Below are 25490 nucleotides of genomic sequence, written 5' to 3' on the forward strand. Positions count from 1 at the left end.
CGTAAGCGCGCGGTGGCGCCACGATCGAGGCAGGCTTCGATCTGCTCGCCCCAGTCCCGATGGCCGTTGGTGCGGGAAGTGAGCAGTGGCAGTACACCGACCCCGACCTGAGACCTGAACCCACGACAGGAGAGGTGAGCACCAGGTCGGCGGAGTCCTCGACGTCTCACCGCTTACCGCGCACGAGCTCGTTAGGCCCAGACCTGGTTGTCGCCGCCGTGGCAGTCCCACTGGGTGGCCGGGGCGCCGTCGTCGGTGCGCCAGCCACCGATCTCCAGGCACTTGCCGCTGTTCACGTTGATCAGGCGCAGGACGCCTTCGCCCAGGACGTCGGTCTTCCACTGCTGGTTGGCGCCGCCGTGGCAGTCCCACTGACCGATCTGGGCTCCGTTGGCGGTGGACCAGCCCTTGACCTCAAGGCACTTGCCGCTGTGGGCGTTGTAGATCAGTCTTCCCTCGCCGTGGGGGACCCCGAGCCACTTCTGGTTGTTTCCGTCGTGGCAGGCCCACTGGTTGACGCCGGCTCCGTTGGCGGTGGACCAGCCGCCCACCTCCAGGCACTTGGCGCTGTTCCAGTTGGCCAGCCAGTACCACTCGGACAGGTCGGCGGCGGAGGCGGGTGAGGCGGGCAGGGCCATCGAGATGAGCAGGGCGCCGCCGGCGGCACTCAGGACGCGGCGGACGGTTTTGATGGCGTTCAGGCGCACGAAGTTTCTCCTCACATGGACGATCGAACTTGATTTTCACCCACATCGGGCGCATGGGTGAGATGTCAATCGCGTCGCCAAGGCGTCGATTGTGCGGACCGGAAGCAGACCTGATTGCAGGAATGCGATCCTGGGCGTGGCGCACCACTACTGCCGGGCCGGCAATCGATTAGACACTTTCGGGGATGGCCGCACTGTGCGATCAATGCACGGCCACTCCATATTCCGTGCAGGGTTCGCCCCGCCTCTCCGTACGGCTCCCCCCTTCGCGCCGTACCGGCTGTCCAGGTGCTCACCCATCCGCTGGTCAAACCTGCTCCGTGTCCGTCACGCATCCATTCGGCGCAGGCGCCCCTGATTGCGGAATCCTCCCCTCGAAGCGACGGTTCTCGGCCAACACTGCGGCGATTTGGCGAGCAGCGAACCGGGCGGTGGGCTGTGGAAACGACCCGTCTCGAGCGGGGAGGGAAAGGGAGGGTTTCATTTGAGCCACAGAAAAATCCCCCTTTACAAAATGGGGTGCTCGGCAGTTAGCGTTCGGGGCGCCTCAGGGGGGAGGCAGCGCACAACGTCTCCTCTCTCCGACATGCCCTCACTCGGGGCGAACGAGTAGGGAAAGGAGAATCCGATGAGCACCCGGCGCAAGAAAGTGGCCGGCCTGATGGCAGGTGTTGCGCTCCTCGGGATCGGCGGCGTCACGCCGGCGACCGCGGGCGTCACCGCGGAAGGCCAGTTCGAGTCCCACATCTCGTGGTGGACGGCTCCGACGGAGTCCCGCCGCTGGTGGGACAACAACGACACCTGGGACTACACCGGCATCTACTTCTCGGGATGCCGGTCGGACGACGACTACCGGGGCTACGACTACGCGTCGCTGCGCCTGTGGAAGGACGTATCCGGCGCTCCGGACCGTAGCAAGGGCACCCGTGACAACTACTGCGGGTGGGTCGACTACGGCGACCCGGACGACCCGGGCAACTACTACTTCGCGCTGGCGGACGTCGGTAACGGCGACTACATCGACATCGACTACGTCAAGGTCGCCTGGTAGCCGCAGGCCGGATCAGGGGTCGGCTTCCGACCCACGAGAGTGCCGCCCGGTGGGGGCGGCACCGCACACGGAAGAGGGATCAAGTGAAGATCGGTTTGAAGGCATGGGCCGGCGCGATGGCGGGCGCCGCGCTGCTGGGTACGGTGTCGGTGATTCCGGCACACGCGGCCGAGGGTCAGTTCGAGTCCCACATCAACTCCTGGCGGGCCGGTAACGAGTCGCGTCGCTGGTGGGACAACAACGACACCTGGGACTACACCGGCATCTACTTCCAGGGCTGCGAAGCGGACGGCGGTGACGGGTTCAACTTCGCTTCGCTGCGCCTGTGGAAGGACGTCTCCGGCGCCCCGGACCGTTCCAAGGGAACCCGGACGAACTACTGCGGGTGGGTGGACTACGGCGACCCGGACGACGCGGGCAACTACTACTTCGCGCTGACGGACGTGTCCAGCGGCACGTTCATCTCCGTCGAGTACGTGAAGGTCGCCTGGTAGTGCGGTCGTCGAACTAGCAGTACGAGGGTCCCGGTGGATTCAGCACCGGGACCCTCTCCCGTCCACTGTCCCATGACCAAAGCCATCCCGCCGGAAGTGGGGTGGCGGATTGCGCATCCATCCATGACTCTGGTTTTTGATCATGTTTCGTTCCGATACCGGCGCAAGACGCCCGTTTTCCACGAGTTCAGTCTCCGGATCGATGAGCGGGCGACGGTCCTCCTCGGGCCGAACGGAGCCGGCAAGTCCACGCTGATGGGCATCGCCGCCTCGCACCTGACCCCCACCTCCGGGTCGGTCACCTTCGACGGAGCCACGGCGAAGGGCCGCCATCAGGCCGCCTACCGCGAACGCGTGGCGTGGATCCCGCAACGGATCGATCCCATGCCCGGGCTGACCGTGCGCGAGCAGGTCGCCTACGCGGGTTGGCTCAAAGGCATGCCGAAAGACGCGGCGTGGAGAGCGTCCGAGGACGCGCTGCGCCGCGTCGACCTCACCCGCCTCGCCGAGCGAAAGAGCAACCAGGTGTCCGGCGGGCAGCTCCGCCGCATGGGAATCGCGGGGGCACTGACCCACCGCAGTGAACTGATCTTGATGGACGAGCCGACCGCCGGCCTCGACCCCACGCAGCGCCTGGTGTTCCGAAAGCTCGTCGACGACCTCGCCGGCAGCGTGCAGGTGATCGTCTCCACGCACCAGACCGAAGACCTCGCCGACCTGTACACGCAGGTGGCCGTCCTCGCCCACGGCGAGATCTCCTTCCAGGGCAGCCCCGCCGACTTCCACGCCCTCGCACCGACCGCCACGGGCGGGCGCGAGCAGGCCGAAGCCGCCTACGCGACACTCGTCGGACGGGAGATCTGACCGATGCGTACAACCACCCTCCTGCGGTCGTCCTCCGCCGGACTCATGCTCGTCTTCCTCGCCGCCTACGTCCTGCTGCTCCTGTCGGAGCCGATCACCATGGGCACCGTCCCCGGTTACGGGCCGTCCGTCCTCGGCAACGCCTCCTACACGATCCCGTTCGCCGCGGCCGCGTGCGCGGCAAGCGGCGCGTGGGAGAGCGCCCGCCTCCGCCGGGGCAACGTCTTCGGGCAGGCTCCCTCCCGCGGCCGCCTCGCCATCGCACTGCCGCTTCTGGTCCCGGTGTGGGCCATGGGCGTTGTCGGGATGCTCATCGCGATCGGTGTCGCGGTCTCGGCCGCGGGAACGCTTCCGTCGTTCTCCCACCTGGGCATGTTCGTGGTGTATGCGCTGCTGATGGCGGCCGCCACGCTGTCCGGGTACCTCCTGGGCGGGCGTCTTCCGCAGCTCGCGGCCGCACCGTTGGCGATGGTCGCCGGGTTCTGCCTGACCGCGTTCCCCGGATCCTGGGACACCCCGTGGCCCCGCCACCTCGTGGCCGGCGCCTACGACAGCTGCTGCTCGGTCGGCTCGGTCATCGACCCCATGGCCGTGTGGGCCCCACTCCTGTTCGCCGGCGGGATCATCACCGCGTGCCTCCTCGCGATCGCCCGGTCCAGCCTCTGGAAGCCCGTGACCGTCCTGGTCGCCGCGTCCGTGGCCTCGGGCTTCCTGGTCGTGCACATGGACTACGACCCGGTCCTCGACCGGAACCCCGACGCTTTGGTCTGCGACAGCGCCGGCGTCCCGGAAGTGTGCCTGTGGCCCGAGACTCCGGGACGCGCCCGGATCGCCGCGACCACCCGCACCTACGGCGGACGCCTGAAGGACGCCGGCCTTCCCGTGCCGTCCTCCCTCACCCAGAACCGCGTCCTCCGGCCCGGACAGGCCGGCTTCGGAGGCAGGGGTCAGGTACGCGAGCAGGACATCACCGTCAACCTCGCCAACACCCTGCTGCCCCCCATCCCCACGTGCGCCCGCATCAGTCACAGGTACCCGGCGTTCCCCGCACGGGGACCGCTCACCGCATGGCTGACCGGCATCGCCACCCATGCCCCTCCGACACCGGTCCCGGGCCGGGTCTCCCCCGACGACGCCAGACTCGCCGGGATGGTCCTCACGCTGCCCTCCGATCGCCAGCGTGCCTGGTACGACACGAACCGGGCCGCACTCACCGGCTGCGACCAGAAGCCGACCCTGAACCCTGAAGGAGCAGGCCGGTGAACTGGTGGGCCGCATCCCGTGACGTGCCCACCCTCGCCGCCGTCACCGCTGTGACGGCCGGCGCAGGCCTGGCATTCGGACAGAGCCTCATCCCTGTACCCGCGATGGTGGGCGGGGCCGGGCACTTCCTTCTCGCGGCGCTGATCACCGTCGTCCCCGCCGTGACATGGCTCGCCTTCACCGGCCGTGCCCGGGGCGCCACCGAATCGGTCGCCGTGCGGGCGGTCCACCGCTTCGACACCTCCCTCGCCGTCGGCTGCGCGACCCTCGCCCTGGGCATGGCCGTCCTCGGACACTTCGCGGGCGCCGAGCCGGTGGCCCTGTCGATCGGCCGGAACACCGCCTTCTACCTCGGCCTGGCACTCATCCTCAACCCGCTCACCGGCGCGCGGATCGCAGCCCCGGTCCTCACCGCTGTGCCGCTGGTCCTCGCCGTCGGAGGATGGAAGAGCGGCGGCGGCATCGCGCAGCCGTGGGCTGTCGTCCTGCACCCGGCAGCCAGCACGGCCGCCCTCCTGGCCGGCGTCGCGGTCCTGGTCGCCGGGGCCACGTTCAGCAGCCTCAAGCCGCCGCGCAACGTTTCCGGCTGACCGATTCAACGGGTGGGTGGCAGCTGGAGCGTCACCACCGGCAGATCGATCGACGAGATTCTCCACCCGGTGCGTACCCGCATTCACAGGGGATCTCGGGCCGGGCAGACCCGACGGAAGTCCGACCCGCTGGGCTTCGAGCCGGACGAGTACCGCGAGACCTGTGCGGCAGTCGGCGGCCGACGGCCCGGGCCCGAGGGCCCCAGCGCCTCCCCCGCACCCACCCGCTCGGCGCGGCCGCACAACGGGGCGGTCATTCAATCCGGCGACCGACTGACCTGCAGAACCCGACACCCCGGCGACGGCCAGGGCAGCGGCCCCGACGGTGGTGGCCTTGCCGGTTTGTCGCCCCGTGGCTCCGTTCACACGGTGATGCCGTCTCCAGCGGAGAATGCAGGCCCGCGCAGTCCGTGGTGGTGTGCGTGGCGTGCAGGGTCTCCGTCCCCTGCGTGCCGCTGCTCCCCCAGGGAGAACGCGCGGTGCTCGGTAGGGGTGACCCCGTAGACCTCGCGGAATGCCCGACTGAAACCGGTGGGGCTGGGGAAACCCCAGCGAGCCGCGATCACTTGAACGGGCTGGCTGCTCAGTTCTCCGCATGCGAGGTCGGCACGGGCACGCTCCAGCCGGCTTCGGCGGATGTGGGCCGCGATGGTCAGAGGCTGGTCGGCGTAGAGGTTGTACAGGTGCCGCAGGGACATGCTGTGCCGGTCGGCGATCATCTGGGGAGTCAGTCCGGGGTCGCCGAGATTGTTCTCGATGAAGCGGTGGATCCGCTGCAGTGCCTCCTGCGCACGGGCCTCGGCAGGCGCCTCGCCAGGGTCACCGAGCTGCCCCGCGAGGAACGCGGTGGCCAGTTCGAGAGCGACGGAACCCATCCCGTTCAGCTGCTCCGGACGACAGCCCGGGCCGTACGAGAGCAGCGTCTTCAGGAAGTCGGCGAGGATCGCCCCGGACCCCTCGCGTGCGGCCAGGCTCTGCGCGAGGAGGCGGTCCAGACGATCCGATCGCAGCGCCAGGGCCTGACGGGGAATCTGCAGGACCACCGACTCGATCTGCTCGCCGGTGCACTCCCCCTCGCTCGGCCGTGAGGTGTCGGTCAGCACGAATCCTCCCGCGACGACCGATTCATTGCGTCGCTGGGAGATGCGCAAGCCACCTTGAGTGATGAGCGCCAGCTGCAAGTGCTCGGGATCGCCACGCCGGACGTGCGCCGAGGTGCGGCGCGAGAGCACCGGCGAGGAAGCCACGGCGGACAGCCGCACCACGCCGAGGTCCAGGTAGGTGATGCCCGCCCGGAAGTCGGCCGCCTGCCGGGTACTGAGCATGATGGGCATCACTTCGGTGGACACCGTTTCACAAAACCAGTCGAACCTGTCCTCACGCACCGCGACAGCACCTGACGCAACCAGCGATTCCATGCGATCCCCCGTACTTCGATCCAGCAGCGCTCCAGCCCCCTGCCGGGTGTCGCACCGCCGTGCTTCACCCCAACCGCGCCGTGATCATTATCAAGCACCCGCCTTCGAACACGCGATCCAGGCTGTGTAGATCGTGTGCCGTCGCCGGAACGCGTCCACGTGGTCAGCCGATCTGACGGTGTCGTGGCGCCGGGGCGTCAGATGAGGTCGCGGTGGCGGCCCACCTTGGTGGAGAAGAGGTAGAGCGGGGGCAGGAGGGCGGCGGCACAGACGGTCCAGAGCGCGGTACGGGCGCCGAAGTGGGTGGCGAGGAGGCCGGCGGTGAGCGCGCCGAGCGGCAGCGCGCCCCAGGAGACGAAGCGGACCGTGGCCATCACGCGGGACAGCAGTTCCGGGGGCGACTGCGTCTGCCGGTAGGTGCGGGTGGTGATCGAGCCGATGACGGTGCCGAAGGCGAAGCCGGCGTTGCCCAGGGCGAACCAGTACGCGTCCCCCGCCGACGTGGTCAGCGGGGCGAGCAGGAGCAGCGCGCCGCCGGCCAGATCGGCCACGATGACGCCCCGCGCGGTGCCGAGGCGCGTGGTCACGCGGACCGCGACGGCGGCGCCGGCGAGCGCGCCGACCCCGTCCATGGCGAGGACGAGACCGAGCTGTACGGAGTCGAGGCCGGCTGCGCGGACCAGGTAGAGGGGGGTGAGGGCGACGAGGGCCGCGTTGAGGAAGTTGGCGGCGGTCGCCCAGATCATGCAGGGGCGCATGACCGGGTGCTTGGTGACGTACCGCCAGCCCGCGCGCATCAGCCGCAGCGCGCTCTCGCCGGTGCGGGGCGCGGGGCGGCTCTCGGGGAGGGTGCGCAGGAGCACGGCGGAGGCCAGGTAGCTGGCGGCGTCCACGACGAGCGCGCCGACCGGGCCCGTCGCGCCGATCAGGACGCCGCCGAGGGAGGGGCCGCCGGTGTCGGTGACGGCGTGCGTGCCCGACATGACGCTGTTGCGGGCGGCCAGCTGTCGGGCCGGGACGACGGCGGGCAGGAAGGTCGAGTTGCCGATGTCGAACAGCACGGTCGCCGAGCCGGTGACGAGCGCCGCGCACAGCAGGTGCGGATACGTGAGCGTGCCGATCCACCAGGCGAGCGGCAGCGATCCGAGCGCCGCGAACCGTACGAGGTCGAGCGTGACCTGGAGTCGGCGCAGCGGCACGCGCTGCGCGAGGACGCCCGCCGGGAGGCTGAGCAGCAACCAGGAGACCTGCCCGGCGGCGGCGAGCAGGGCGACCTGGAAAGCGGTGGCGTCCAGAACGGTGAGGGCGACGAGCGGCAGGGCGAGGGCCGTGACGGCGGTGCCCGCGCCGCTGACCGTGGCGGCGGCCCAGAAGCGCCAGAAGACGCCCGGCGATGAGGTCTCCCGTTCGTCGTCGCGTCGGTCGTGCTCCTGGATCGCCTGTGTTCCGCTCATGCGGCGCCCACCCCCGGGTCTTGTTAGTCTCTTTTGGGAACTCACTCGTTCCAGGTGAGTTTCTATCCGGAACCGACCCCATGGCGCAAGATGGTCCCGACGAACGGCAGCCGTGCGCGCAGAAGTGGAGACGTAGCGATGAGGTCGGTTCCCGAGCGGGACGCCACCTGCGCGATCGCGCAGGCCGCGGCGGTGGTCGGCGACTGGTGGAGCCTGCTCCTGATCCGGGAGACCGCCCGAGGGCACCACAAGTTCGACGCGCTCCAGGAGGAGCTGGGCATCTCCCGGAAGGTGCTCACCGAGCGCCTGGCGCACCTGGTGGAGACGGGGGTGCTGGAGAAGGTCCCGTACCAGGAGCGGCCGACGCGGCACGAGTACCGGCTGACCGAGAGCGGCCGGGGGCTGCTGCCGGTCCTGCTGTCGATGCAGGACTGGGCCGACCGCTGGCTCCTCGGCGACGGCTCTCTCAGCGGCACCGCCGACGAGACGAGCGCGGAGGCACGGCGCGTCGCGGACCTGACGGGCCGGCGACTGCCGCGCCTGCGGCTGCCCGGTCACCGGGACGGCGCGCCGGTCGACCCGGTGGCCGACGGCGTGGCCACCGTCCTGTTCTGCTATCCGGCGACCGGGAGCCCCAGCCCCCTACCGGAGGGCTGGTCACACATCCCCGGCACCGTCGGCTGCACGCTGGAGAACCGGCTCTTCCGGGACGCCTACGAGGACTTCCGCGCCGCGGGCGCGGAGGTGCACGGCGTCAGCACCCAACGCCCCGACGAACAGCGCGTGTTCGCGAGCCATGAGGACATCCCCTTCACCCTCCTCTCCGACGTCGACCTCCGCCTCGCCGCCGCCCTGCGCCTGCCCACCTTTCGCGCCGGACAACTGCTGCGACTGAAACGGACCGTGCTGGTCATCGACCGTGACGGCACGGTGCGGCACGCGCGCTTCCCGGTGACGGACATCCCGGCAGCGGTGAACGAGGCGCTGGCCGAGGTACGGCGCCTGGCCGCGGAGGACTGACACGTACGGAACAAGCGCAAGAAGGATCCGGCGGAGGAGCTGATCGACGGTGACCGACCTCCCCGGGAGGTTCGCGAGGCGATCGACACGGTGAACGGCCGGATGGCCGACGCCCGCAGGAGACGTCCGGGCATGTGAAGCGCCGGACATCGGGCGCGGATCGCCTCGCCGTCGTCCTGCACCGACGCCACCCTGATCCCCGGATCCGCCAGGAAGAGCAGCTCTTCCAGCCGGAGCAGTACCTCTCGCACCAGCGTCCATGGCCGACAGCGGCCCCACCCCCTACGCTCAGGAACGTGCCACCGTCCACCGAGAACCCCGATCCCGCCGGGACTCCCGCGTCCACCGGGTCCGGCGACGCCGGGTCACACCGGCTGTTCGTCCTGAGACACGCCAAGAGCGCCTGGCCCGAGGGCGTACCCGACCGGGACCGCCCTCTCGGCCCGCGCGGCCTGCGCGACGCCCCGGCGGCCGGGCGCTTCCTGGCGGAGACCGGCGGGCTGCCCGATCTGGTGCTGTGCTCCCCGGCCCGGCGGGCCCGCGAGACGTGGGAGCTGGCCGCCGCGGAACTGGAGCGCCCTGTCGCGACCCGTCATGATCCGCGGCTGTACGGGGCGGACGAACAGGACCTCCTCGACGTCCTCCACGACGTGCCCGACGAGGTCGGCACCCTGCTGATCGTCGGGCACAACCCGGGCTTGGAGGACCTGATCACGCTGCTCGCGGGCGGTTCGGTCGGGACGGCCCTGGACCGTGTACGGACCAAGTTCCCGACCTGCGCGCTCGCCGTCCTGACCTGCCACGGCACCTGGACGGACCTCGGCCCGGGCGAGGCGCTCCTGACGGAGCTGCGGATCGCCCGCGGGTCGTCCTGAGCATGTGCCCGGACGGCCGTCGGTCCGCGCGACGCCCACGGCATCGGCCGTACCGTCGCAGCCGGGCTCCCCGCCCGGGGCGGTGACCGTGGCGTCCCGTACCGCCACCCCGGGACCGTGGTGCGGCGCTCAGTCGCACACGGGTCACCGAGCCGCCGAAATGCTCGTCGCAGATGGTCGCCGTCTCATATGACCGTCATGGTCGCCGTCTCAGATGACCGTCTCAGACACGTGCCGCCTGGGCCAGGGCGGTGAGAACGCGGCTGGTCTTGCTGTCAGGGTGTCCGGACAGCGTCACTCCCCGGTCCAGCACCGCCTCCTCGAGCTTGCGCAGCTTGCGCTCGGCCCGTTCCTTGAACTCCTCGGCGTCGTCCCCGTGCTTGGGCTTGACCCGGGTCGACACCTCCAGGAACTCCATGCCGGCGGCCGACCACACCTCCAGGTCGACCTCCAGATCGTCCAGCGGGACGTCGTCGATCTTCATCGAGACGATCGGGCCCAGCGCGACGAGCCCGTCGATGTGGACGGTGGGCGCGCAGGCGTGCAGGAACTGGTCCTGCACGGCGTCGATCGGCGCGGCGGGGTCGCCGCCGTCTCCCACCGCGGCCGCGAGCGTCCCGGGTGGATGAACGTGCGTCAGAGAGGCTGCCAGCACACGGGTGTTCCTCGACCAGTCCTCCTCGATCTTGTACGTGACAGGCTCCACCTCGAACGCGTCGGAGAACCGGCCGACCAGCTTCTCCGGGGTGGTGGGGCGCAACTTGACGACCAGGTCGTCCGGTCCCCCGCCTGTCCTGAAGCGCACGATCACGCCGCCCTCCAGAAGCCGCACCCGCCCCTCGGCCACTCCGTCGCGGTCCTCGGCGAACCAGATCCGACGCATCATCAGTGCGCCGTGGGAGCCGTCGAGAGTCGTCAGCGCGCTCGGCACGTCACCCTCGACGTTGACCTTGATCTCGACCGGCAGCAGGTCCATGTCCTTGCTCCTGCACATGTCCGAGAAGATGGTGAATTCCTTCCATTCCAGGATATCCACCCGTCCTTCGGGTCGCAGGACGGACCTACGTGGGCCGGCCGCTCGTTCTTCCGGGGAAGCCACACATGCATCCAGGCGATGAGGTCCCACACACGCGGGACGCCGATGTCCTCCCCGATGTCCTCCCCGATCTCCGTCTTGTCGCGGAGACGGACCGACTGCCGAGGGTGGAGCGCCCTCTCCTGTGTGGTGCAGCGGTTCGCCCACTGGAAGACGGCGGGTGTTGGCCGTCACCGTTCCCGGCTGAGACAATGCCCACCGGTCGGGTGGGCTACCGGAAGAAGGCCCTCGGCCGGCGCCGGCGCACAGGTTGCGCCCGGCAGTGATCACCTTTGGGGGCGGGTGTGACGCGGGATCTGCGGATGCTGTTCGGGTCGAACGACCAGGAGTTGAGTACTGACGAGGCGTTCACCAACCGCCAGGCGCAGTGGGCTCACGTCATTGCCGCGCTCACCGAGCACCTGCAGCAGGTGAGTGCGCCAGGGTTCGATGTCGAGGATCTGGAGGCGCCGCGTCGCAACGTGCTGCATTTCCACGGCGTCGGCGGGATCGGGAAGTCCACGCTGTCGCGGAAGATCGAGGCCGTGCTCGCCGGTTCCGGCCGGCCCGCGCACTGGCCGGAGGCCGCCCGGCCCGGCGTCCGGGTCGTGCCCGTTCGCATCGACCTGGCCCGCTCGGCCGGCATGGACTTCGAGCAGATCGTCCTCACCCTGCGCCTGGCCCTCACCCGGATCGGGCGGCCCCTGCCCGCCTTCGACATCGCCCTGCGCCGCTACTGGGAGACCGTCCACCCGGGCGAGCCGCTCGAGGAGTACCTGAACCGTGGCGGCCTGGCCCGCGCGTTCGGGCAGGCACTGCCGCAGCAGATGAAGTCCGCGCTCGCCGACGTCGCCCAGGCGCTGCTGCTGCCCGGCACGATCGGCACGGTCGTCGGCGACGTCGTCGGCTCACTCGTGAGCGCACTGCGCGAGCGACGCCAGACCGTGCGCGCGCTGTCCGGTTGCCGAAGGCTCGCCGACCTGCTGGAGGCCGAACCCGACCTCGAAGCGCTCTCCTACTACCCGCACCTGCTCGCCTGGGAGATCGCCCGGCTGCCGGGCGAACGCGTCGTACCGGTGGTCCTGTTCGACACGTTCGAGGACACCGGCGACCGCACCCGCCGCGAGATGGAGCGGCTTCTGCAGCGCGTCGTGTGGCTGATGCCCAACGCCCTGTTCGTCCTGACCGGTCGCTCCCGTCTCGAATGGGCCGAGGACGCGCTCGCCGGCCAGCTCGACTACACCGGTCCGGCCGCCTGGCCGGACCTCGCCGATCCCGCCACCTGGGTGCCCGCCCCGCGCACCGCCGGCTCGCCCCGGGTGCCCGAGCGCCAAGTCCTCATCGGCGACTTCAGTCCCGAAGACTGCGACGGCTACCTCGCCCGCCGCCTCACCCGTAACAGCCGGCCTCTCATCGACGCCGCCCTGCGTCACGTGATCAGCGACCGCTCGCACGGGCTGCCGCTCTACCTCGACCTCTCGGTGATGCGTGTCCTGCAGCTGCACCGCACCGGACGGACGCCCACCCCCGCGGACTTCGACGCCGACTTCCCCGCGCTGATCTCCCGCACCCTGCAGGACCTCACCCCTGACGAGAGGCACGTCCTGCGCTCGGCCACCCTCTTCGACTCCTTCGACATCCCGCTCGCGACCAAGGCCTCCGGCCTCGCCCACGAGGCCGCCGCCCTGCGCCTGACCGAACGCCCCTTCATCCGCCACCACCCCTTCGGCCTGTGGCCCTACCACCTCCACGCGCTGATCCGTTCCACCCTGCGCACCGCCGACGACCCCACCGACGACCGGTGGAGCCCCACCGACTGGCAGCACGCCGCCGAGCGCGCGTTCGCCGCGCTCGGCGAGCAGTGGCACACCGACACACGCGACCGGCTGCTGCTGGTGGGATGCCTGCGCCAAGGCCTCGCGCTCGCCCGCGACTTCCGCCTCTCCCCCGGCTGGCTCACCGACGCCGCCTTCGCCTACGTCGGCGACTCCGTGTGGGAGCCCATCACCCTGTCCGCCCCGATCACCACCGGACCCGAAGGCCCCGAGCACTCCGAGGGCGTGGGCGCGGCCACGCCGGCGGACGTGGTCGTCGACATGCTCTCCACGCTCGCCCGCCGCCAGCGCGAACACCGCGGGCACACCGTCGACAAGCTCACCCGCCTCGTCGACTCGGGCCTGCTGGGCGACGACCTGACCGTGATGGCCGTGTACTACCGGGCGAAAGCCCGGCGAGACATCGGACACCCGGAGGCCTCGCGCCGCGACTACCAGCACGTCGCCGACCACGGCGGCCGCCTGGCTGCCGCCGCCCGCCGCGGCCTCGCAAAGGCCGCCCACCTTGCCGGCGACTTCCCCACCGCCCACACCGCAGCCCAGCAGCTCGGATGGGAGGGCCGCCACCAGCGCGTCCTCGGCGGCCTGTACTGGCTCCAGGGCGAGCCGGAACGCGCCGCCGCCGCCTACCTCGCCGGACGCACCGAGGCCGAAGAACACGCCGTCCGCGGCGAAGCAGCCCACAACCAGGCCAAACGCGCCCTGGCCATCGCCTTCACCGACCCCCACCTGGCCGACGACGAACTCGACCTGGCCTACCACCTCCTGACCGGACTCGACCTCCGCGCCACCACCATCAACACCGAGATCGCCGCACTGGTCCGCGACGCCGGCCACGACACCGTCGACGACCGCGTCCGCACCCTGCGCGCGGAACTCGACATCGCAGGCCTGATCTCGAAACTGCCCACCCTCGAGATCGCCGCCGCTTTCCACCAGGCCGTCCTCGACGACGACCAAGCCCTCAGCGACACCCTCGGGCGGCTCCGCGAACAGACCCGCGGCGGCATGCACGCCTACGCCATCGACATCGTCCACTTCATGGCCGACCTCCCCCTCCCCGAAGACCACGCCCCGCCTCGCTGGCTCGACGACGAACAGACCACCCGCAGCCGATGGCGACGACTCGTCCTCAGGCGGCAGAACCTCCTACGGACTCGCCGGTCCACATCGGGATGAGGGCGTCGACCACTACGGTCGGCGAGCTCTCTCGGACGGTGACGGTTGTGCCCCTGCCCGGACCAGTCGCCGTCCGTCGGCCGGGACGGGCGCCGGCGTCACGGCATGACGTGCTTCGGGTGGGTGTGGTTCAGAAGCCCCGTCAGGGAGCGGTCGCTGCCGTAGCCGGAGCGGTCGACGCCGCCGTGGGGCATTTCGGAGACGGTGGCGCCGTGGCGGGGGACGAGCGGCGAGGCCCCCCACCTGTCTTGGTAGGGGGTCTCGTCCAGTAGCGGCGCGGGCAGAGTCGCTGCCCTTCGCGGGCTCAACGGCTCTTGTACATCGCGACCGTGAAGCTGACCTTCTTACCGTTGTGGTAGTCGGTGCTGTCCCACACCGAGAGGTGAGACCTGTCCTTCATCCGCAGGTGCAGCACCTCATCGGCGTTGCTCCAGTTGTATCCGACGAACTGGAAGTTCGGCTCGGGGCTGTCTCCCATTCTCCTGTTTCCCCAGCTGCAGATATGCGACGAGTCGTTCTCGCAGACGGACCAGGCTCTGGCGTACAGGTGGCAGTCCTCTCCCTGCCATACGTCGATACGCTTCAGCCTCGCGTCGGACGAGCGCCACGTTCCGTTGAACCGGCTGGCGGAGCACGAGGCGGCTGCTTCTTTCGTCGAGGTGACGGTGAGCACCACCGAGAGGGAGAGCGTCAGGGCGGCCGTCAAGAGCACGGCCATGATCTGGCGCAGTGGAATGCGGGCAGAAGAGACCTGTGTCATCGTGAACCTCCGATAGCGGGTCACAGCGCGGGGAATCCCGTCGTCACACGACGCGCTGCTCCCCCTACTTCGGCTGAACGCCACTCATTCGGGCCGGATCATTTCGCCTTTACCCCTGCCCATTCCAGGGCAGCACTCCGCAATCCTGATCGCAAGTCGGCAGGATTGCGCATTTCGCGCACGATTCAATGATGGATGCGATCCAAAGTGGATCGGTCAATGAATGCGAATGCGTGGGTGAGATTCCATGCCGGGTCGAGCGAGTCAGCGCGGGGCCGGGGCCGTGGCCAACCGGCGCCAGAGACGTACAAGGCGCTCTGCGAGCAGGGTGAGGGTGCGTCCGACGTCCAGATCTTCAAGGCGTCGCTCCGGCCCGGACACCGCGCAGCTTGTCCTGTTGATCAGAAACTCATTGGGTTCACTCGTCGAGGACGTAGCAGACATGTCGACCGCCGACGTGTCCGCTCTCCAGCGCCTCCCGCCTCAGCGGAAAGGGACTCCCCCGAGGTCGACGGCTGGACGTTCTTCGCCCTGGGCCTTGGAGGCCGTCGTCGTCCACGAGTGAGGCGGCCCCCTCCCCGGGTCTGGGCGAGAGGCTCGCTCAGCGCGTGAGTGCGCCCCCCCGTCTGAGGGCCGACGATGCCGTCGACGGTGATGGCGAGGCGGGTTTGGAACTTGCGGACGTGCTGCTCCGTGACGGGGCCGAACCTCCCGTCGACCGCGAGGGCCTGGAGGTCCGGCACGTGGGCGTTCAGGAGGCGTTGCTGACCGGCCGGCGGACGGGGCAGCCGGACCGGGCGGACGGGCCGGTTCGCCGATTGGGACGTGGAACACACCGGCTTGACGTGCACACGGACGACACTTAGCTTCGCCTTACCTAAGAAATGTCGTCCTGACGTCCGAAAGATCACTGCATGTCCAGAACCGCGCAGGAGCTCACCCCTTCCTGGCTCCTCACCGCCCTCGGGCTCGCCGCCACCGCCGGGATAGCGGCGGCCTGCTGGAGCTCGGGACACGTCCACGTGGACGCCTCCCTGCTGACCGTGGCGCGATTCCTGCACGTGGCGTTCCTCGTCGTCGGGCTCGGCTCGGTCCTGGCCGTCGACTGGTTCGCCGTCCTGTGGCTGACGGGCAAGCGGCCGCTCGCCGGCGTCCTCGACACCGCCGTCGCCCTGCAGACCCCGATCTGGGCAGGTCTGGGCGGACTCGTCGTCTCCGGGCTCTTCCTCCGCCCCGACCTCCACTCCCCGCTGACCCTGGTCAAGCTGGGGCTCGTCGTCGCCGTCACCGTCAACGGCCTCTGGGCGCACCGGCTCGGCCAGCTCCTGGAAGCCCACCGCAGCACCGCCGTTCCCCGGCGGCTGCTCGTCCGCTCGGGCCTGGCGGCGACCGTCAGCCAGGCCGGTTGGTGGGGCGCCTGCCTGATCGGGTTCCTCAACAGCCAGACGTGATTTGGGTTTGTCGGAGAATCATCAATACGATCCGGCGATGATCACGAGAAAACGGTTGGCGACCGGGGCCTGCGCGCTGCTCGCCGCCCTGAGCGTCGCGCTCCTGCCGACGGGCGCGGCCGCCGACGAGCCGGCGAAGGAATCACCCAAGGTCGAGCTGGTCCTCGACGTCAGCGGCTCGATGCGGGCCAAGGACATCGACGGCCAGTCGCGCATGGCCGCGGCCAAGCAGGCCTTCAACGAGGTCCTCGACGCGGTCCCCGAGGAGGTCAGGCTCGGCATCCGCACCCTCGGCGCCGACTACCCGGGCCAGGACCGCAAGCGGGGCTGCAAGGACACCCGGCAGCTGTACCCGGTCGGGCCGCTCGACCGGACCGAGGCCAAGACCGCGGTGGCCACCCTGGCCCCGACGGGCTGGACGCCGATAGGCCCCGCGCTGCTCGGCGCGGCCGACGACCTCGGCGACGACGGGGCGACCAAGCGGATCGTGCTCATCACCGACGGCGAGGACACCTGCGCCCCGCTCGACCCCTGCCAGGTGGCGCGGGAGATCGCGGCGAAGGGCATCCACCTCGTCATCGACACCCTGGGCCTGGTGCCGGACGCCAAGACCCGGCAGCAGCTCACCTGCATCGCGGAGGCGACCGGAGGCACGTACACCTCCATCCACCGCACCGAGGACCTCTCCCGCCGCGTCCGCCAGCTGGTGGACCGCGCGGCCGACCCGGTCGTCACCCCGGTGGCCACGCAGGGCGCGGGGCGGTGCGACAAGGCCCCGCAGCTCAAGCCCGGCCTGTACACGGACCGCGAGTCCTTCGGCGAGCACCGCTGGTACCGGGTGGACCTGCTGCCCGGCCAGGAGCTGCGCGCCTCCGTCAGCGTGTCCGCCGACCGGGCGGTCAACAACGACTACGGCGTGCTGCTGCGGGCCGTCACCCTCCACGGTCGCGAGATCGTCCGCGGCTCCGAGGCGGGCGACGGGCGGACGGACGTCGTCTCGACCGGTCTGCGCTACCCGAAGCCGGACCTCGACGACGGCCCCGGGGACGCCAAGCCGGCGGCCGAGACCGTCTGCCTCCAGGTCAGCAACTCCTTCTCCGCTCCGCCGTCGGTGAAGACCACGCCGGGCATGCCCATCGAACTGACGGTGGACGTCGTCGACGGTCCGTCGACCGCGTCGGACGTGGCCTCGTTCGGTCTCGGTCGCGGCTGGTGGCTGCTCGGCGCGCTGGTGCTCGTCGGGTTCCTGGCCGGTCTGGTCTGGGGTTGGCTGTCCCGCTGGCGCGTCGCTGTCTGGAGGACCCACTGATGCGTACCGTACGCATGCTCGCCACGGCCGCGCTCGCGGGCGCCGCCCTGCTCGGTCTCGCGGGTCCCGCCGCCCTGGCCGACTCCCCTTCCGCCACGCCGGATCCGAGCGCGAGCGCGGGCTCGGGGGCGGGGCCGACGGAGGCCGGGACCACGTTCCGCACCGCCGCCCGGTTCCTCCCGGGGCAGCAGGCCACCGCGCAGGCCGCGACGGGTGACTACCTGTACTGGGTGTTCCCGGCGGACACCGGGCAGCGGTCCACCGTCCGGGCGACGGTGACCCTGCCCGAAGCGGCCCTGCGGCACGGGGCCGCCACCTGGCGGATCGACGTGTACGACGGGCTGCGGCGGCGGCAGCCGTGCATGTACGGGATGCAGTCCCGTGCGGCGGCGCCGGAGGCCGCGACCGCCGAGCTGGCCTGTGTGCTGCGGCCGGTGCGCGCGTCGGCCGACGCGTGGGCGAACGACCCGCTGCCGGGCAGCTACTACGTCCGGCTGACCGTCACCGGGCTGCCGGAGGAGGACCTCGGGCAGCCGTTCACGGCGCGGATCGGCGTCGACACGCTCGACAAGGGCGGCGCCTACGCGAGCGACGGTTCGCTCGGCGCGCCGCTCGTGCCCGGGGCGACCACCGCCGACCAGGCGGAGGCGGACGAGGAGGCGGGCCGGCGCACCGCCGTCGAGGCCGCGGCCCCGGAGGACGGCTGGTCCTCCGGCTGGTGGTCCGACCGCTGGCTCTGGACGGCCGCGGGCGGCGTCCTCGCCGCGCTGGCCGGCATCGGCGGATACGTGCTGACGCGCGGCACCGGTCGTCCGCCCCGCGTCCCGCCGGCCGTCTGACCGGTCCCGTACGCGGCGCAGGCCCCCACCGTCCACGGTGGGGGCCTGCGCCCTTTCCGCCGGCGTGCTCGGGCGGGGCCGCCGGTCAGGCGGGACGGCGCCGGGCGGGGAAGCCGTGGGCCCGGGCGCCGGCGACCACGGCGACCACGGGCACGAGCAGGAGGAGCACGCTCCAGGGCAGGGCGCCGGCGCCGAGCAGGTCGAGGAGGAGGCCGCCCGCGAGGCCGCCGGCCGCCATGGCCGCGTTCCAGAGGCTGACCAGCATCGTCTGGGCGGTGTCGGCGGCGTCCCCGCCCGCTTCGGCGACGGCCGTCTGCAGCAGGGTCGGCGCCCCGCCCCAGCCGAGCCCCCACAGGGCGGCGGCGACGAGGACCAGGGCGGTGCTCCCGGCCGGTACGGCGAGGGCGGCGGCCGCGACGGCGACGAGGAGCGTGCCGGCGAGGGTCAGGGCCCGGAGCCTGCGGTCGATGTGACGGCCGGTCACCCCGATGCCGGCGAGCGAGGCGGCGCCGAAGACGAGCAGGACCAGTCCGGTGGAGCCGCCGAGGCCGATGTGGCCGAGGTAGGCGGCGACGTAGGTGTAGAGCACGGTGTGGGCGAGGACGAGGACGAAGGTGACGGCGAGGACGGGGAGGACGCCGGGGACCTTGAGGGTCCGCGCGGCGGGGGCTCGGGCTCCGCGCGGTTCGCCGGGCAGGTCGGGGACGGCGAGGGCGATCCAGCCGAGGAGCCCGGCGGCGATCACGGTCATCGCGGTGAAGGCGGTCCGCCAGCCGACGGCCTCGCCGAGGAAGGTGCCGGCCGGCACGCCGAGGGAGAGCGCGAGCGGGATCCCGGTCATCGCGACGGCGACCGCGCGGCCCTGGAGGTGTGCGGGCGCGATCCGGCGGGCGTATCCGGCGAGCAGGGCCCAGGCGACGCCCGCGGCGACGCCGGCGAGGAACCGGGCGCCCAGGGTGAGCGCGTACGAGGAGGAGGCGGCGGTGACCGTGTTGGCGGCGGCGAAGCCGGCGACCGAGGTGAGGAGCAGGCGCTTGCGGCGCCATCCGGCGGTCCGGGCGGCGAGCGGGATGGCGGTGAGGGCCGTGCCGAGGGCGTAGACGGTGACCGACTGGCCCGCCGCGGCCTCGCCGACGCCGAGTCCGGCGCTCATGGCGGGCAGGAGGCCGGCGGGGAGCGTCTCGGTGAGGCTGGTGACGAAGACGGCGGTGGCGAGGGCGAGCAGGGCGGGGAGCGGCAACCGGGCGGAGGTCGGGCGGTGTTCGTCGTGTGCGGGCGCGCGGGTCGCCGGACCGGCCGCCGCTGTCGTGTCGTGGCTCATGCTCCGTATGCTCGAACCCTCACATCGGTGTGAGGGTCAAGCGATTGCCCGGAGGGGGCTTCCCATGCGGATCGGCGAGCTGTCCGAGCGGACCGGAACACCGCGCAGACTCCTGCGCTACTACGAGGAGCAGGGCCTCATCGTCGCGGACCGGCTGCCGAACGGCTACCGCGTCTACGACCTGTCGAACGTCGACCGGGTGATGCAGATCCGGGGACTGCTCGACGCCGGCCTGCCGACCCGGATCATCAAGCAGATCCTGCCCTGCCTGAACAAGCCGAGGACCATCCACTTCCCCGACGCGACCCCGGAGATGCTGGCGACGCTGGAGGACGAGCGGGACCGGATGACCGACCGGATCCGCTGCCTGACCCGGAACAGGGACGCGGTGGCCGAGTACCTGGACGCGGTGCGGGAGAAGCTGACGGCGGGATCGCCGTAGCCGAGCCCCCTTCGGACCGGTCGCCGAGTACAAGCCGAGTACAAGGGGAACGACCTGTTCACCGGCCGCTTCGCCGAACTCTTCGGCACGGGTGTGCCCGCCCCGCGTGAGGCGCCCGGGAAGCTCAGGCGGGGTCGACGAAGACGACGGGCACCTCGTTGTCCTGGACGACCCGGCCGAGCAGGGCGGCCAACTGCGCGCGCTCGGGGGCCCCGAGCCCCGCGGGCAGCTCCTCGACGCGGCGGCAGGTCTCCGTGTAGAAGTCCCGGGCGATCCGCTCCCCTTCCTCGGTGAGCGCCACCCGCACGGCCCTGCGGTCCTCCGGGTCCGGCTCGCGGTGGACGAAGCCGAGGCGGGAGGTGCGGTCCACCAGGCCCGTCAGGCTGGACTTGGCGAGCCCCAGCTTGGTGCCGAGCTCGCCCATCCCGGACGGGCCGGGCATCAGCACGCAGAGCAACTGGCCCTGCTGCGGCGTCAGCCCGTACTCCCGGCCCGCGTCCGCGTAGACCGCGTTCACCAGGAAGGCGCCGCGCACCAGGGCGGTCACCACGCTCATCGTCCCGCCATCGTCCTTCGCCATGCGAACAGAATACCTTCGTGGCACGAACAGAATGCCTTCGTGGCACGAACTACCGGTCAGGTCATCCGCTGAGCGCCCTCCAGGACGGCCTGCCGGATGCGGTGGTAGGTGCCGCACCGGCAGATGTTCCGGATGGCGTCGAGGTCGGCCTCGGTGATCTCCCGGCCGGCCTCGCGCGCCTTGCGGACGGTCGCCACCGCGGTCATGATCTGGCCCGGCTGGCAGTAGCCGCACTGGGCGACGTCCAGGTCGAGCCAGGCCTCCTGCATGGGGTGGAGCTCGCTGCCGACGGTGTCGGGGAGGCCCTCGATGGTGGTGACCTCGTCGGTCGGGGCCACGTCGTCGACGCGCACGGCGCACGGCGTGAACGCCTTGCCGTTGAGGTGGCTCGTACAGGCCCGGCAGACGCCGACCCCGCAGCCGTACTTGGGGCCGGTGACGCCGAGGACGTCACGGAGGACCCACAGGAGCCGGACGTCGCCTTCGACGTCGGCGGTGACGGCCTTGCCGTTCAGGATGAAGGTGTGCTGCGGCACGGGGACTCCAGCTCTCAGATGGTGCGGTCGCGGCCGTCGGTGGGCGAGGCCGGGACGGGCGGAACGGTCGGCAGGGGGGTGAACGCGAGCGGCTCCGCGTGGTTGACCGGGAAGACCGTCGGCATCGTGCCGGTCGCCCGGCCGTACGCGCAGGCGACGGCGGCCATCGCGCCGGCGACGGCCAGCTCGCCCGCGCCGCCCGGCTTGTCGCCGGTCGGCGGCATGACGATGATCTCCAGCTCGGGCGGGGTGTTCCACTGCCGGGTGTAGAAGTACTGGTCCCAGCTGCCTTCGAGGAAGTGCCCGTCACGCAGGTGGAGGCCGGACGTCAGGGTGATCGCGATGCCGTCGGCGATCCCGCCCATCATCTGGGCCTCGAGTCCGCGCGGGTTGACCGCCAGGCCGACGTCGACCGCGCAGACCACCTTGGTCACCCGCGGCCCGGTGTACGCGTTGGGGACCTTGCGGCCGGCGGTCTCCGGCCGGCAGTCGATCTCGGCGAGGATCGCGACGGCCGAGTGGTACTCGGTGTGGACGGCGATGCCCTGGGCCGTCCCGGCCGGCATGGACCGGCCCCACTCCCCCACCTCGGCGACCTTGTCCAGGACGGCACGGGCCCGTGCGTCCTTGACGAGCCGGCGCCGCAGCGCGTACCCGTCCTGGCCCATCCGCTTCGCCAGTTCGTCCATGACGAGTTCCTGCGCGCAGCGGACGTTGGGCGAGTAGATGTTGCGCATCGAGCCGGTGTTGAAGCCCTTGTCCGTCTCGGCGAGCAGCTGGGTGGTGACGCCGAGGTGGTAGGGGCTGATCTGGGTGAGCTGGAACATCGTCTGGGAGAAGGCGGCGTCGGCAACCGGCAGCCGGGCCGCCTCCGCCGTCAGGACCTCGCCGATGCCGTGCCCGAAGTCGGTGGCGACGGACGTGTGCCGCTGCTCGTACGTGAGGACCTCGCCGAGCGCGTACGTGGCCCGCACCCGGGACGTGGACATCGGGTGCGTACGCCCCTGCCGGAAGTCGTCCGTGCGGTGCCACATCAGCTTCACGGGCTTGCCGAGGGCCTTGGAGATCTCGGCGGCCTCCTGGGCCGCGTCGGAGAACAGCTTGCGGCCGAAGGAGCCGCCGCCCTCGGTGACGTGGACGCGGACGGCGGTGGGCGGCAGGCCCAGCTTGAGGGCGATCTGCTCCTGGGCGACGATCGGCGCCTTCAGCGAGGCCCAGATCTCCGCGGAGTCCGCGCGGACGTCCGCGATGGCGCAGTTGGTCTCCAGAGCCGCGTTGCTGGCGAAGTGGAAGGTGAAGCGGGCGTCGACCGCCTTCGTCAGGAGCGGCAGGGCCGGGACGACCAGCGGCAGTTCGGCCCGGCGCAGCTTCTCCAGGACGGTGGCGTCGGACGCGCCCTCGGCGGTACCGGGTCCCCAGGCGACGCTCAGCGCCCGTACGGCGTCGACGCACTGGCCGAAGGTGCGGGCGCGGACGGCCACGCCGGTGGAGACGGCGACGACGTCGGTGACCCCGGGCATCGCCCGGACCTCGGCGAGGTTGGCCACCGAGCGGACCGTGCCGTTGATGGTGGGCGGGCGGCACACCATGGTGGGCAGGGCGTCCGGGACCTGGAGGTCCATCGCGAACTTCTTGCGCCCGGTGACCGCTTCGAGCGCGTCCACCCGCCGCTGACCGGTGCCGACGACACGGAAGCGGGCCGGGTCCTTGAGGGTGACCTCCACCGCGGAGTCGGTGACGGAGGCCGCCTTCGCGGCGAGGTCGCCGTAGCCGAGCAGCGCGCCCGCCGGGGAGAGGACGGCGCCCGCCTTCGTGGTGAGGGTGGAGACGGCCTCGCCGAGGACGAGCGAGGCGGCGTGCAGGAGGCGGCCGCGCGCGACCGCGGCGGCGACCCGGATCGGGGTGTAGGTGGAGTAGGTCGTGTTGGAGCCGCCGGTCAGCTGGTTGAAGAGCAGTTCGGGCCGCGCGTCGGCCAGGGTGACCTTCACCTTGTCCAGCGGCAGGTCGAGCTCCTCGGCGACGATCATGGCGCTGGAGGTGGTGACGCCCTGGCCGACCTCGGCCCGGGGCAGGGCGAAGTGGGCCGTGCCGTCCGCGTCGATCCGGATCGTGATGAGGTTGCTGGTGGGCAGCGCCGCGAGCGTCAGCAGCTCGTTCAGGTCGAGGAGTTCGGCCGGTCCCGGCAGCGACGGCACGAGCGCGGGAGCCGCGGCCTGCGCCTGGCGCGGCACGAGCGCCTCGACGCCGATCTGGGCCGCCACGGTGAGGGTGGGCGCGGCCAGCACGTACCCGAGGAACCGACGCCGGCCGATGCCGGGTTCACCCCCGCCGGCCGGGCCCGCGCCACCGTCCCCGGCGTCGCTCGTGTGGTCGTCCCCCACGGGGTGCCGCCTCGCCATTCGGTGTGCCCTTTCGCCATGACCCCGGCCTGCTACTGCCGAGTATCGTCAGCGAGGATCATCGCTCATCCGCCGTTGCTCCGGGAGCCCTTCGGAGAGGTCGGCGCCGTCCCGCCGCGCCCCGCGTCCCCGGACCGGACGCCACCCGGCGGAGCCGGGGCCGCCGCCGGGCGCCGATCCGCGCGCCCGACCGGAGCTGCGCCCGGGAGATCCGGGCCCGCTGACCGCCGCCCGCGATCAGGGCGTTGACGGAGACCATCGGGTCCCCTCCCACCGACCGGGCGAGCAGCGCACCGATCACCAGCGGGCCGAGGGCCACCGCGAGGGCCGTGCCGGTGGCGGTGACGTGCTGGAGGGAGCGGGTGCGCCGGGCGTCGGAAGTCATGACCCCAGTCCACCAGCGGGCGGCGCTCGGCGTATCGGTCGACGTACTCAGGCGCGTTCGGCGGGCTACTCATCCGCGCGGGACGGCTCCGGGGGGTCCCGCGGCGGAGGTTCATCGGAGATCCTCGGGGAGGTCGAACGGACGAGGCGTTCCGGGTGACGACGACGGAGGGGCACGACGATGACGACCGAGGCGATCGAGGCGACTGAGGCGACTGAGGCGACTGCGACAGCCCACACGACTGTCACAGCCGGGACAGCCGGGACAGCCGGGACAGCCGGGACAGTAAGAACGACGGCGGACACCCCGGACGCCCTGGGCGCCGCGCCCGCCGTCCTCGTCGTGGAGCACGAGGGCGAGGCCGGGCCCGGCCTCGTCGGCGAGCGCCTCGCGGGGGCAGGGCTCCGTCTCGACGTGGTGCGGGCCTGGCGGGGCGAGGCCCTCCCCGCGTCGCTGGGCGGCCACGCAGGGCTGCTGGTCCTGGGCGGGTCCGCCAACTGCGAGGACGACCTGGCCGCGCCGTGGCTCCCCCGGGTCCGCGAGCTGGTCCGCGAGGCCGTGGCCGGCGAGGTCCCGCTGCTCGGGATATGTCTCGGCGGCCAGATCCTCGCCCATGCCCTGGGCGGTTCGGTCGCCCGACGGCCCCAGGGACCCGAGGTGGGGGCCGTACCGGTGCGCCGGTTGTCCGCCGTCGCCGCGGACCCGGTGCTCGGCGGCGTGCCGGACGGCGCCCCGGCCGCGCAGTGGCACTGGGACGAGATAGCCGCGCTGCCGCCCGGCGCCGTACCGCTCCTGGGCGGCGACGACTGCCCGGTCCAGGCCTTCCGCGTCGGAAGCGCGGGGTGGGGGGTGCAGTTCCATCCCGAGGTCGGCGCGGAGACGGTGGCGGAGTGGGCGGCGGGCGACGGCGAGGACGTCCGCGCGGCGGGCGGTTCGCCGGAGGCGGCGGTGGATTCCGTACGGCGCGCCGAGCCCGTGCTCCGCACGGTCTGGGGCGCGGTGGCGGAGGCGTGGGGTTCGGTCGTACGAGCCCGTGCCGGTGCGGTCGCCGTCCGCGACCACGGATACTGACGGGGCCGCCGCGCGCGTCCGGCGCGTCCGCTTGGCGGTGCGCGGGCGGTGGGGTTGCGTGGCGGCGACCGTACCGTACGAGCACGAGGAGCACCGCCGTCATGGCCGACTACCGCATCGAGACCGTCCGCACCGGGTACCGCAACTGGACCGCCCGCAACGACCGGGGCGCCGAGGTGCGGATGGCCGCCGCGGACGACGCGGACGCCCAGCCCTCGTTCACTCCGGTCGAGTTGCTGCTCGCCGCGATGGGCGGCTGCGGCGGCCTCGTCGTGGACCGGACCGCGCGGGCCGTGGACCACGACGACCTGCGGATCGTGGTGGAGTCGGTGTCGGGGCCCGAGGACGACGGCCGCATCGGGCGCATCAGGGTCAGCTACGAGTTCGACCTCCCGGACAACAACCCGCGCGCGGCCGAGGTGTTCGCCCGCGGCGTGCGCCTCACGCACGAGAAGTTCTGCACGGTGAGCCGGACCGTCGAGCACGGCGCCCGGGTGGAGGCGATCCTGCCCGACGGCACGGTCGGCTTCGAGGGCTGACGCCCGCCCCCGCCTGGCCGCGCCTCACAAGGC

25 protein-coding genes are annotated in these 25490 nt (G+C 71.7%); 14 read left to right on the forward strand and 11 right to left on the reverse strand.

All coding sequences use genetic code 11. The features are described 5' to 3' along the window. Positions 1–191: 191 nt before the first annotated feature. Entirely contained in the window at positions 192–707 is a 516-nt protein-coding gene (locus ACFCY7_RS05005) for an RICIN domain-containing protein (RefSeq protein ID WP_376481397.1), read from the reverse strand. Between the two features lie 628 nt (positions 708–1335). On the opposite strand from ACFCY7_RS05005, the gene ACFCY7_RS05010 reads away from it, so the two are divergent. From ACFCY7_RS05010 to ACFCY7_RS05030, 5 genes are all read left to right on the forward strand, one after another. Beyond that, entirely contained in the window at positions 1336–1758 is a 423-nt protein-coding gene (locus tag ACFCY7_RS05010) for a hypothetical protein (RefSeq protein ID WP_376481398.1), read from the forward strand. 83 nt (positions 1759–1841) lie between these two features. Next, positions 1842–2252 (forward strand): hypothetical protein, encoded by a 411-nt coding sequence (locus ACFCY7_RS05015; protein WP_376481400.1) that lies wholly within the window; start codon positions 1842–1844, stop codon positions 2250–2252. A 72-nt stretch (positions 2253–2324) separates the two neighbouring features. Then, entirely contained in the window at positions 2325–3116 is a 792-nt protein-coding gene (locus ACFCY7_RS05020; protein ID WP_376481401.1) for an ATP-binding cassette domain-containing protein, read from the forward strand. A gap of 3 nt (positions 3117–3119) precedes the next feature. After that, entirely contained in the window at positions 3120–4379 is a 1260-nt protein-coding gene (locus ACFCY7_RS05025) for a hypothetical protein (RefSeq protein ID WP_376481404.1), read from the forward strand. After that, positions 4376–4969, forward strand: coding sequence for a hypothetical protein (locus tag ACFCY7_RS05030; protein ID WP_376481405.1), 594 nt, complete (start codon positions 4376–4378; stop codon positions 4967–4969). The genes ACFCY7_RS05025 and ACFCY7_RS05030 overlap by 4 nt, the downstream gene beginning before the upstream one ends. A 362-nt stretch (positions 4970–5331) precedes the next feature. Here the strand turns inward: ACFCY7_RS05030 and ACFCY7_RS05035 are convergent, their stop codons facing one another. Together ACFCY7_RS05035 and ACFCY7_RS05040 are read right to left on the reverse strand one after the other, a co-directional pair. Next, on the reverse strand, positions 5332–6387 hold the full coding sequence (locus ACFCY7_RS05035) for a helix-turn-helix domain-containing protein (protein WP_376481407.1): 1056 nt from the start codon (positions 6385–6387) through the stop codon (positions 5332–5334). Positions 6388–6584: 197 nt separating this feature from the next. Further along, complete coding sequence (locus ACFCY7_RS05040; RefSeq protein ID WP_376481408.1) at positions 6585–7841, reverse strand: MFS transporter; 1257 nt, start codon at positions 7839–7841, stop codon at positions 6585–6587. Between the two features lie 138 nt (positions 7842–7979). On the opposite strand from ACFCY7_RS05040, the gene ACFCY7_RS05045 reads away from it, so the two are divergent. Next, on the forward strand, positions 7980–8861 hold the full coding sequence (locus tag ACFCY7_RS05045) for a winged helix-turn-helix transcriptional regulator (RefSeq protein WP_376481410.1): 882 nt from the start codon (positions 7980–7982) through the stop codon (positions 8859–8861). Between the two features lie 296 nt (positions 8862–9157). Continuing rightward, positions 9158–9736: a histidine phosphatase family protein gene (locus ACFCY7_RS05050; RefSeq protein ID WP_376481412.1), complete on the forward strand. Its 579-nt coding sequence runs from the start codon at positions 9158–9160 to the stop codon at positions 9734–9736. A gap of 223 nt (positions 9737–9959) precedes the next feature. Here ACFCY7_RS05050 and ACFCY7_RS05055 read toward each other — a convergent pair whose 3' ends face one another. Next, on the reverse strand, positions 9960–10730 hold the full coding sequence (locus tag ACFCY7_RS05055) for a hypothetical protein (RefSeq protein WP_376481413.1): 771 nt from the start codon (positions 10728–10730) through the stop codon (positions 9960–9962). Between the two features lie 386 nt (positions 10731–11116). On the opposite strand from ACFCY7_RS05055, the gene ACFCY7_RS05060 reads away from it, so the two are divergent. Continuing rightward, a complete protein-coding gene (locus ACFCY7_RS05060; RefSeq protein WP_376481415.1) occupies positions 11117–13825 on the forward strand; it encodes an ATP/GTP-binding protein in 2709 nt (902 codons plus the stop codon). A 304-nt stretch (positions 13826–14129) separates the two neighbouring features. Here the strand turns inward: ACFCY7_RS05060 and ACFCY7_RS05065 are convergent, their stop codons facing one another. Both ACFCY7_RS05065 and ACFCY7_RS05070 read right to left on the reverse strand, forming a co-directional pair. After that, positions 14130–14585, reverse strand: a complete 456-nt coding sequence (locus ACFCY7_RS05065) for a hypothetical protein (RefSeq protein ID WP_376481417.1) — start codon at positions 14583–14585, stop codon at positions 14130–14132. Positions 14586–14986: 401 nt separating this feature from the next. Beyond that, positions 14987–15607: a peptidoglycan-binding protein gene (locus ACFCY7_RS05070; RefSeq protein WP_376481419.1), complete on the reverse strand. Its 621-nt coding sequence runs from the start codon at positions 15605–15607 to the stop codon at positions 14987–14989. On the opposite strand from ACFCY7_RS05070, the gene ACFCY7_RS05075 reads away from it, so the two are divergent. The 3 genes from ACFCY7_RS05075 to ACFCY7_RS05085 are packed head-to-tail and all read left to right on the forward strand — an operon-like array spanning position 15500 to position 18184. Then, positions 15500–16036 carry a hypothetical protein gene (locus ACFCY7_RS05075; RefSeq protein WP_376481438.1) on the forward strand — a complete coding sequence of 179 codons (537 nt, stop codon included), beginning with the start codon at positions 15500–15502 and terminating at the stop codon, positions 16034–16036. The genes ACFCY7_RS05070 and ACFCY7_RS05075 overlap by 108 nt on opposite strands. A gap of 37 nt (positions 16037–16073) precedes the next feature. Beyond that, complete coding sequence (locus ACFCY7_RS05080; RefSeq protein ID WP_376481420.1) at positions 16074–17345, forward strand: VWA domain-containing protein; 1272 nt, start codon at positions 16074–16076, stop codon at positions 17343–17345. Then, positions 17345–18184 (forward strand): hypothetical protein, encoded by an 840-nt coding sequence (locus ACFCY7_RS05085; protein WP_376481422.1) that lies wholly within the window; start codon positions 17345–17347, stop codon positions 18182–18184. The genes ACFCY7_RS05080 and ACFCY7_RS05085 overlap by 1 nt, the downstream gene beginning before the upstream one ends. An 85-nt stretch (positions 18185–18269) precedes the next feature. Here the strand turns inward: ACFCY7_RS05085 and ACFCY7_RS05090 are convergent, their stop codons facing one another. Then, positions 18270–19505 (reverse strand): MFS transporter, encoded by a 1236-nt coding sequence (locus ACFCY7_RS05090; RefSeq protein ID WP_376481424.1) that lies wholly within the window; start codon positions 19503–19505, stop codon positions 18270–18272. Between the two features lie 64 nt (positions 19506–19569). On the opposite strand from ACFCY7_RS05090, the gene ACFCY7_RS05095 reads away from it, so the two are divergent. Beyond that, a complete protein-coding gene (locus ACFCY7_RS05095) occupies positions 19570–19947 on the forward strand; it encodes a MerR family transcriptional regulator (RefSeq protein ID WP_376481426.1) in 378 nt (125 codons plus the stop codon). A 124-nt stretch (positions 19948–20071) separates the two neighbouring features. Here the strand turns inward: ACFCY7_RS05095 and ACFCY7_RS05100 are convergent, their stop codons facing one another. The 4 genes from ACFCY7_RS05100 to ACFCY7_RS05115 form a co-directional block, all read right to left on the reverse strand. Then, entirely contained in the window at positions 20072–20503 is a 432-nt protein-coding gene (locus ACFCY7_RS05100) for a MarR family winged helix-turn-helix transcriptional regulator (RefSeq protein WP_376481436.1), read from the reverse strand. 80 nt (positions 20504–20583) lie between these two features. Beyond that, a complete protein-coding gene (locus ACFCY7_RS05105) occupies positions 20584–21063 on the reverse strand; it encodes a (2Fe-2S)-binding protein (RefSeq protein WP_376481427.1) in 480 nt (159 codons plus the stop codon). A gap of 14 nt (positions 21064–21077) precedes the next feature. After that, on the reverse strand, positions 21078–23462 hold the full coding sequence (locus ACFCY7_RS05110; protein WP_376481428.1) for a molybdopterin cofactor-binding domain-containing protein: 2385 nt from the start codon (positions 23460–23462) through the stop codon (positions 21078–21080). Between the two features lie 58 nt (positions 23463–23520). Next, positions 23521–23847 (reverse strand): hypothetical protein, encoded by a 327-nt coding sequence (locus ACFCY7_RS05115; protein ID WP_376481430.1) that lies wholly within the window; start codon positions 23845–23847, stop codon positions 23521–23523. 342 nt (positions 23848–24189) lie between these two features. Between ACFCY7_RS05115 and ACFCY7_RS05120 the strand changes: the two genes are divergently transcribed. Both ACFCY7_RS05120 and ACFCY7_RS05125 read left to right on the forward strand, forming a co-directional pair. Beyond that, on the forward strand, positions 24190–24918 hold the full coding sequence (locus ACFCY7_RS05120; RefSeq protein WP_376481432.1) for a type 1 glutamine amidotransferase: 729 nt from the start codon (positions 24190–24192) through the stop codon (positions 24916–24918). A gap of 101 nt (positions 24919–25019) precedes the next feature. Beyond that, on the forward strand, positions 25020–25457 hold the full coding sequence (locus ACFCY7_RS05125; protein WP_376481434.1) for an OsmC family protein: 438 nt from the start codon (positions 25020–25022) through the stop codon (positions 25455–25457). The last annotated feature ends 33 nt before the right edge of the window (positions 25458–25490 follow it).

Origin of the sequence: Streptomyces sp. NPDC056361, assembly GCF_042262805.1 — a bacterium.
Taxonomy (GTDB): domain Bacteria; phylum Actinomycetota; class Actinomycetes; order Streptomycetales; family Streptomycetaceae; genus Streptomyces.